Below are 8579 nucleotides of genomic sequence, written 5' to 3'. Positions count from 1 at the left end.
ACCATCAAGTGACCTAACCACGGGGCTAGGCGGTGCCCTGCGTAGTTGGTGGAGTCGCGCAGCTCGGTCGCGGTGCCTAATGCGTCTGAAACACGCTTCGCCGTCCTTTCGTCGTTCGTGGCGAAGCTGACGCGGACATGGCAGTTGTCGAGGATCGCATTGTTCGGCCCATAGGCGCGCTCGATCTGGTTGAGGCTCTGCGCAATCAGGAAGCCTTTGATTCCATACCCCGCCATGAAGGCCAAGGCGGACTCGAAAAAATCCAATCTGCCGAGCGCCGGAAACTCGTCCAGCATCAACAGCAACCGATGGCGCTTGCCCGAGGTGGTCAGTTCCTCGGTCAACCGCCTGCCGATCTGGTTGAGGATCAGGCGGATGAGCGGCTTGGTGCGGTTTATGTCGGATGGCGGCACGACCAGATAGAGCGTGACGGGCTGGCGGCTGCCGACCAGATCGGCAATGCGCCAATCGCAGCGTGCCGTCACCCGCGCCACCACGGGATCGCGGTAGAGGCCGAGAAACGACATGGCGGTGGAGAGCACGCCCGACCGTTCGTTCTCGGATTTGTTCAGCAGTTCGCGGGCCGACGATGCGATGACGGGATGAACGCCAGCCTCGCCGAGATGCGGCGTGTCCATCATGGCGCGCAAGGTCGCCTCGACCGGGCGGCGTGGGTCGGACAGGAAGTTGGCGACGCCCGCCAGCGTCTTGTCCTTCTCCGCATAGAGAACATGCAGGATCGCGCCGACCAGCAGCGAATGGGAAGTCTTTTCCCAATGGTTGCGCTTGTCGAGACTGCCTTCGGGATCGACCAGAATATCCGCGATGTTCTGCACGTCGCGGACTTCCCATTCGCCTTGCCGGACCTCCAGCAACGGGTTGTAGGCGGACGATCTGGCGTTGGTCGGATCGAACAGCAGGACGCGGCCGTGCTTCGCACGAAAGCCCGCTGTCAGCGTCCAGTTCTCCCCTTTGATGTCATGGACGATGCAGCTTCCCGGCCAGGTCAATAAGGTGGGCACCACCAGCCCGACGCCTTTGCCGCTGCGCGTCGGGGCGAAGCATAGGACATGCTCGGGACCGTCATGGCGCAGATAGTCCCTGTCGTATCGGCCGAGCAGGACGCCATCGGGGCCGAGCAATCCGGCCGCGCGGATTTCCTTGTTCTCGGCCCATCGTGCGGAGCCGTAGGTGGCGACGTTGCGCGCCTCTCGTGCCCGGATGATCGACATGAAGATGGCGGCGGCGATGGCGAGGAAGCCGCCCGATACCGCGATGATGCCGCCCTCGACGAAGATCGCGGGCGCATAGGCGTCGAAGGAAAACCACCACCAGAAGAAGGCCGGCGGATAATAGACCGGCAGGCCCGCCACCTCGAACCATGGGTTGCCAAGCTGAGGCTGGAAGCCGAGGCGGAAGGCAACCCATTGCGTCGCCGCCCACGTCATCACCAGAACGATTGTGAAGACGACGGCGATTTGACCCCAAAGGATTCGGCCTCCGCGCAATGTAAGCTCCAGTCGGCAAGAGAGACGGAGCCGATCAGAGAGTAGGCAACATCGCGACAGGCAACACAAAAGGTGCTGCGGGAGGGCTTCCGGATACTATCGGCGGCAAATAGGACGGATTACTTTTTCTGCGATCTCGCCGGGTAATCGTCGCCGTGTTGGTGGCCGGGCGAATCGCTGCAACGGCTCATATCGTTTGCGAGGTTGAGTAGGTTGCGGAGCGCGGCGCTGCGATTGAACGGCGACCAGACGGCGGTGAAGGGAACCGGCTCTGGCTCATCGGCAAAAGGTAGGAAGGTGATGCCAGTGGTCGGCAGCAGCGCTGTCGCGGCTCCGACGATGGTAACGCCGAAGCCTTGTCCGACCATAGATAGAAGCGTGCCGCGCTCGACCTCGAAGCGCTGAATTGAAGGAGAACGCCTCCGTTCCGCGAGGCGCAACACGATATGGTCATAGACCTGCGGGCCGGTGCCACCATGGCGGACGAGGAACGTTTCGTTCGCGAGATCGGTCCAAGTGAGGGCGTGACGCTCAGCGAGGCAATGGTTTTCTTGTAGCACTGCGACAAGCTGCTCGGTCCATATTGGACGCGTATGGCAGTCTGGTAGCTCGGGTGCTCCAGCGACAAACGCCACGTCAAGATGACCTTGACGAACTTGCATTACCTTGTTGCGGGCTGTTCCCTCGGTGATTTCGACTTCAATTCCGGGATAGTAGTCGCGGTATTTCGCGATCAGTTTGTCCAGGAAGCTGCCGGGGATCAGGGCGTGGATGCCGATGCACAAACATCCACGCTCTCCCGACGCAGCCATGCCGGCGGTCGTCACAGCATGTTCAAGTTGATCGACGCCCGAAGCTACGCGCTCGACAAAGCGGCGACCGGCCTCGGTCAACCGAACGCCACGAGCCTGTCGCTCAAACAGCTGGATTCCGAGATCTTCCTCTAGCGCTTTCACGCGGGCGCTGACGCTGGATTGTGCCACGCCAAGTGCTTTTGCTGCATGGCGAAAGTTCAAGTATTCCGCCGCAGCAAGCAAATGCACCAGGCTCGCCATGGGAACTCTTCCCGACCGGATCGCCTCAGAGACAGGAAGATAGTTTTTCGTTTTCCTCCGCCGCATGGTCCGCCCTCGTTACACCCGGCCTTTTTTTGTCAGGCGGCTGTTTCTTTGAGCGACTTTCTGAGCCTGCCGGAACTGTTGCAGGACCTTGATGCCTTCGCGTGTGATTGAATATTCTTCCCCCCTTCTGGACCCGACGAAACGCTTTGTGCGCAAGGATTGAAACTCGCTCAGCCCCACGCCGTCGAGAAACCATCCCTCTCTCGTTATAAAGCTCGCATCCACTACCCGGTTCTTGTCGTCTTTTTCGACAGAGATCTTTCCTCCAAGCGATAGCAGTTCGAGAGCTTTTCTTTCCTGTTTGCTTACATTCATGGTCGTGCACACCCGTAGGACACCTGAAGTAAGTGTCCCCATGATTGAAGATGGAGGGGCACATTGCTGCCCCCCTCGCGGGCGCTAGCCGGCAAGTCTCATTCGAAGATTTTCGAACGGCAGCCCTTCGTCGTCCTGTTTACGTCTCGAAACCTCTGAAAAACCGAGACGGGAGTAGAAACAGACGGCGTTTTCATTAGCCGCATAAACTTCCAGTTCCAGGCTGCCCTTCAAGGTCAATGCGTGGGTGACGAGGAGACGACCAACGCCGAGGCCCTGGACGCCAGGGTCCACAAACAGGCCACCGATGAACTTCCCCATCAGGCCAATGAAGCCGACAGGTTTGTCCTGGTTGCATGCGACCCAGGTTTCAGAGTTTGGAAGATATTCGGCTTCGATCAGCTGTCGTTGTGACAGAAGCTTTTCCTCTCCAAGGAAGGGATGAGCCTGCCTCGAAGCCAAAAACCAGATTTCAGATAGCGGCTTTGTATCCGCGCCCTCGTAGGGACGGATAACGATATCATCGCGTGTCATGGATTGTCCGTAGATTAAGTTATGCGCATAGCTCCGCCGCTAGAAATCTAGGGCGGGATGTAGCCTCATTAGAGACGAGCTATTTAGTTACTGCGCATAAAACTCCTTCTATCGGATCGCGTTCAGCTAGCTTCTGTATTCCAATATGTCAAGATGTTGAGGCGTAGCTTGAGATTAGATACTCAACCCCCTCTGCCGCCCCAATTGCCACGACACAGAACCGCCCTGCACGACGCCCATAACCTCGCGGCCGAGCTGGCGGTCGATGACCGGCCGCCATGGGACAAGGGTGAACTCATGGGATTTCTCGACCACGGCGAACTTGCCGCTCGATAGCTGCACGGTGCCGGTGAACTTACCGCTGACGTTCTCGCCGTCCGTGGCGGCACGGAACGGCAGACCTTTGCTCTCGGCCATCTCCGCGCCGACGCGGGCAACCTCGCGCCCGCGCAACGTGGCGAGAAGACTACGCCGATAGAAGATGCGGCCGTTCCGTGCTCGGGTGGCGTCGCCCTGTTCGATATGATGCTCGCGGCGCTGGTCCATGGCCTCGCGCACCTGCTGGCCGAAGCCGGTCGGGGCAAGGTCGGCCGTCTCGCCATGGATCAGTCGCCGGTCCAGCCAGGTCGCGCCATCCGATCCGATCTGCCTTTGCAGACCGACCGGGGAAAGCACGCGAACGCTGGCCTGCCGGTCGCGGCCGGTGTCATAGGCGGCGGCGCGACTGACCAGATCATCGGGGATGCGCCATTGGTCTGCGTCGATGCGCTCGACGATCCCGGCCCGGCGCAGCGCCTCCAGCCGCCGGACATGAGCATCGACATAGCCCTCATAGTCGCCGCCCGGAACGCGGCCCTCGAATTTCGCCTGCTCCAGATGACGGCTCGGTCGATAGATGCCGTCCTCGGCAATGGCGGTGATGCTGCGGTCGGACGGCCGGGCCGTCACCTCTGCGGGGCCGATCTGGACCACGCTGCCGATGCGGGCGTCCTCCAACCGCTCGGGCGCGATGCCGGCGATGTGGTGGGTGCGGCCGTCGATTCCGTCCACCACGATTGTCAGGCTCTCGCCCAACTCGTCGGACAGGTGCTTGTCCACGACGCGGCCGACAATGGGCGTCTCGGGCGCTCCGTCATGGATTTGGAAACTCATGGGATCGCGTTCGCCACCCTGCGGGCCGAGCGCCTTCTGCATGGTGCGGATAATGTCGCCACGCTCGCCTAGCTCGCGCAGGGCCGGTTCCATGTCCTTGCTCAATTCCCAAACGCCGGGCGCGTGCTCGGTCGCCAGCCCCATCTTCTCCAGCTTGGCGAGCCTGCGCAGGCGTAGCGTGCGCGCGAACTGCCGCCTCGGCGCTGCCGGTTCATGGCGCAGATCGAGGAAACGGGCATCGGCTTCCTCGGCCATCGCACTGTCGATCCGGGTGAAACGGTCTTGGTCGATTTCGGCCGACAGCTTGCGGGTCTGCTCGATCTCGGTCACGGGGCCGAGTTCCAGACTGGCAAGCTCGCTCGCCCGCTCGCGGAGGCCGGCGGAAAGGTAGTCGCCGTTGATGACCAGATCCCCGCCGGTATCGTCGCGGCCGTTGACGATGACATGCACATGGGGATGGCCGGTGTTGTAGTGGTTCACCCCAACCCAATCGAGCTTCGTGCCGAGGTCAGCTTCCACCTGTTTCATGAAATCGCGGGTGTAGGCCGTGAGGTCCGACAGTTCCGCGCCATCCTCGGGCGAGACGATGAATCTGAACTGATGGCGGTCGTCCTGACCACGATCAAGGAAGGCGTCGCCATCGGCGCGGTCTTCATGCGCCGAATAGAGCTGGCCGCGCTCACCGTCACGCGAGGTTCCGTCACGCTGGACATAGCGCAGATGTGCGCGGGCGCGTCCGCCCTTCCACGCGGCCCGGACGCTGCGCTGCTTGACGATCACGCGGCGGCTGCCGGGCTGGCGATGATGCCATTGGCCGGAGATATTGCGGGCGCGCACGAAGCTCGCGCCCCGGCCGCGCTTCACGCCCTTGCCGCTGGCGACCACGGCACGGGACCGGCCCGGAGATGACGGGCGGGCGGATGACGCCATGGAACGATCGCGGGAGGCCGCTGCCTGATGCTGCCGAGTGATCTTCCTGACCTGCGTGAAAAAGCTCTTGGGTCTCCCAGCCTTCGGCGTGTCGGATCGAATGCGGCCGGGCTTCGGTCGGAAGCGGTTTTCGTCGTCGGCGCTCAAGGGCGCGTCTCCAACCAAAACCGCCGCAAAACGGCCGATATGGGCCTATGGTGCCGCTCGAAACCCCGCAAAGCCAAGGCTTTGCGCGAAATCGCGGCACGCCGCCCCTCAAAACCATGGTGCCGGAACCGGCCACCTAACCAGTGTGCAGACAACAATAATTTCCAGAAGCGGCCCGAAATGGTGCCGTCTTCTTTAATCTTGCCCTCCGCCCTTTCTGCCTTTTCTGCCCCTCCTGCCGGGAATCCTGCCGGGCGCACACCTGCCCGACCGGATGCCAAAACCAGCGCCGCCGAGCGCGGGAACGCCGCCCTCATGGCGTTCCTCCGTCGCTGGCGCTCGCCACGAAGATGCTGCCGTTCTGCGGCTCCGCACGGGCGGGGTCGCGCGCCGGAACGGCAGCGCGGCCGTCGCCGGATTGCGCCTCGGACGGCGGCGCGGCGGCAGCCCGCGTGTCGGCCGGGCGCATGACGAACAGCGGTGCCTCGCGCCAATCGGGCGGCGGTGCCGGTGGTTGCAACGGCGCATCCGATGGAGCCGCGCCGCCAAGGATCGGGGCGAGCGCGGCGACATAGGCGCGTGTCTCGGCGGGAAGCCGGCGGCCCGTCGCGCGGTGCTCGTCGTAGCGGCCGGGGCCGGCATTGTAGGCCGCAAGCATCGCGCCGACATTGCCGTAGCGGTCGAACATCTCGCGCAGATAGGCCGTGCCTGCGAGGATGTTGTCGCGCGGGTCGTAGGGATCGCGTCCGAGGCCATGGCGGACGCGCAGGCCCGCCCATGTGTCGGGCATCACCTGCATCAATCCCATCGCGCCGGCCGACGAAACCGCGCGCACGTCGCCCGCGCTTTCGGCGCGCAGCACGGCGCGAATCCAGTGCTCGGGGATGCCGAAACGCTGCGACGCCTCGGCGATGTGGGCCGCATAGGGATGGGCTGCGGCCGGGCGCTCGACGGGCGCGGATTGCGCGACAGCGACGCCCGATCCGGTGCAGACGGAAAGCGCCCCCGCCAGCAGCAGGACGGCATAATGCCATACCGGCCTGTCTCCGCTTCGCCGCCAGCCTGCCAGCGTGCTCGCTGCGGTCAAGGGCAAGGCGCAAGCGGCGGCCGATGGCCGCCCCTGACCTTCGGTGCGCGCGCCGGCCGTCTGGTCGCCGAGCGGGACGAAGGGATGAGACGGCTTTTCCGCGAACAAAGGGATGCCGATCTTTGACCGGATGGCGGGCCGGACGCGCGCGGCCGTCATTCCTCGTCCTCGACTTTCCGGGGGTGCTTCCAACGCAGCGTCCAGACCGATGGATCGTCGTTGGACTGGAACAGCTTGGCGCGGATCGGGAACGGGAAGATCGGTCCCTCCAGCCGCATCGACACGAAGTCGCCAGCGTTCTCGCTGGAGTCTTTCCATGCGGGGCCGGCGTCCGGGCCATCCTCGCTTTCGAGGCGCACGCGATAGTCGGGCGCGTTTTTAACGTCGCTCGGCTTGGCCGGGACGATGAACAGCTTTTCGTGGAGGCCGAACGAATGAAGCTCTCCCGCATAGCCGGTTTCGGTGCGGGTGAAGGTGCCTATTTCTGCCATGGGAAATCTCCTGCGGTTGATTTTCGGGGGGTGGTTCAGTGGGTCGGCGCGCGCCACTCGTAGCGGCCGACGCCTTCCTCATCGGTCCAGAGCGGGACCGCCCGGCCGATGATGGAAGCTGCGGGGGTGGGTCCGAAATACCGGCCGTCCAGACTGTCGCGGACGTCCCAATTCATGAGGAAGATTTGGCCGTCGCCGATGACGCGGCAGCCCTGCCAGACGGGCAGATCGCGGCCGATCCGGTCGCGGTCGAGCGCGTCGCCCATCTCGATCCCGTCCACCGTGATCGTGCGGCCGGTGCGGCAAACCCACTGTCCCGGCAGGCCGAGGACGCGCTTCAACAGCGGGACGCCTCGCGCGATATAGCTGCGCTCGACCATGAAACTTGCGAGCGGTTCGGGCGGCATGATGGCGACCAGATCGGGCACGTCGATCCGGTCGGCCGGCTCGACGGTGTAGAACCCGACTGGCGCGCTGGCCGTGGCGTTCCAGATGAGTTTCGTCGGCGTCTCGACCGCGCTTGCGGCTGCGCCGCCGAGCACCGCCAGCGCCGTCACCGTGAGGGTGCGGCGGCGCGTCATGGGTCGATCCTTCGGCGATGAAGCCAAGCGGCATGTCGCTCGGGCGTGTAGGCGTGCGGCTCCAGATTGGCGATCAAACGGTTGTGGACGTGCCGCCAGTGATCCGGCGAGGCGTCGGCCGGATCGAGGCCGAGCGATTCCACGGCGTCGATGGCGGCAAGCGCGCGCTGCACCTTCGGCCAGCTATCGAGGCGCAACAGGATTTCGCCGCCGGGGCGCACGAAGGGCAATGTCTGGAATGGCTCGCCCCGGCCGATGGCGCGCACAATGTCGATGCGCGAAACGACAGTGCCGTGCTCGCCAGATGCCCAACGGACGAAGGCGAAGACGCTGCCCGGCGCGAAGCCGACGACGCTGCGGCGGCGGTCGATGATCTGCTCGTAGCTCTTGCGGCCGAAGCGTATCCAGTGTTCGACCTTGCGTTTCTCGAAGGTCAACTCGACCAACGTGGTGAAGGGCGCAGGCCCGTCCGGCAGCGGACGGCCGTGCGCGCTGCGATGAGCGCGACGGGTCATTGTTCGTCTCCGGTGATGTGCTGGGGGCTGCGCGGGCGCAGCTCGTCGAGCGCGGCGGCCGTCATGGCTCGCCCCTTCGGGCAGAACCGGCACCACGCTTCGCCTGCGCGCGCGTCAAAGAAAAAGAGTTAGCTGGGGTAACTGTTTCTGTTCTCGTCGCGTGTGGAGTAAGCGCCTCTTGCCATACCGTGAACGGTG

The 8579-nt window shown here is 63.8% G+C and carries 9 protein-coding genes; all 9 read right to left on the bottom strand.

Features of this window, described 5'->3' with window-relative positions:
- Positions 1-1508: conjugal transfer protein TraG (locus KYK29_RS22185; protein WP_254693053.1), on the bottom strand; the 1508-nt coding region annotated here is incomplete at its 3' end.
- Positions 1509-1627: 119 nt separating this feature from the next.
- Entirely contained in the window at positions 1628-2563 is a 936-nt protein-coding gene (locus tag KYK29_RS22180) for a LysR family transcriptional regulator (RefSeq protein ID WP_116652194.1), read from the bottom strand.
- A gap of 78 nt (positions 2564-2641) precedes the next feature.
- On the bottom strand, positions 2642-2944 hold the full coding sequence (locus KYK29_RS22175) for a YjhX family toxin (RefSeq protein WP_254693052.1): 303 nt from the start codon (positions 2942-2944) through the stop codon (positions 2642-2644).
- Positions 2945-3028: 84 nt separating this feature from the next.
- Positions 3029-3478, bottom strand: a complete 450-nt coding sequence (locus KYK29_RS22170) for a GNAT family N-acetyltransferase (protein ID WP_254693051.1) — start codon at positions 3476-3478, stop codon at positions 3029-3031.
- A 174-nt stretch (positions 3479-3652) separates the two neighbouring features.
- Positions 3653-4885 (bottom strand): DUF3363 domain-containing protein, encoded by a 1233-nt coding sequence (locus tag KYK29_RS22165; protein ID WP_302795678.1) that lies wholly within the window; start codon positions 4883-4885, stop codon positions 3653-3655.
- Positions 4886-6020: 1135 nt separating this feature from the next.
- Positions 6021-6953, bottom strand: coding sequence for a lytic transglycosylase domain-containing protein (locus KYK29_RS22160; protein WP_254693050.1), 933 nt, complete (start codon positions 6951-6953; stop codon positions 6021-6023).
- Complete coding sequence (locus tag KYK29_RS22155) at positions 6950-7285, bottom strand: DUF736 domain-containing protein (RefSeq protein ID WP_254693049.1); 336 nt, start codon at positions 7283-7285, stop codon at positions 6950-6952. Before KYK29_RS22155 ends, KYK29_RS22160 begins: the two co-directional genes overlap by 4 nt.
- Positions 7286-7320: 35 nt before the next feature.
- Positions 7321-7866 (bottom strand): S26 family signal peptidase, encoded by a 546-nt coding sequence (locus KYK29_RS22150; RefSeq protein WP_254693048.1) that lies wholly within the window; start codon positions 7864-7866, stop codon positions 7321-7323.
- Complete coding sequence (locus tag KYK29_RS22145) at positions 7863-8381, bottom strand: DUF2840 domain-containing protein (RefSeq protein WP_254693047.1); 519 nt, start codon at positions 8379-8381, stop codon at positions 7863-7865. Before KYK29_RS22145 ends, KYK29_RS22150 begins: the two co-directional genes overlap by 4 nt.
- Positions 8382-8579 lie beyond the last annotated feature (198 nt).

It is taken from the genome of Shinella daejeonensis, from assembly GCF_024281235.1.
GTDB lineage: Bacteria > Pseudomonadota > Alphaproteobacteria > Rhizobiales > Rhizobiaceae > Shinella > Shinella daejeonensis.
This window is presented reverse-complemented; position numbering and strand designations above follow the sequence as displayed.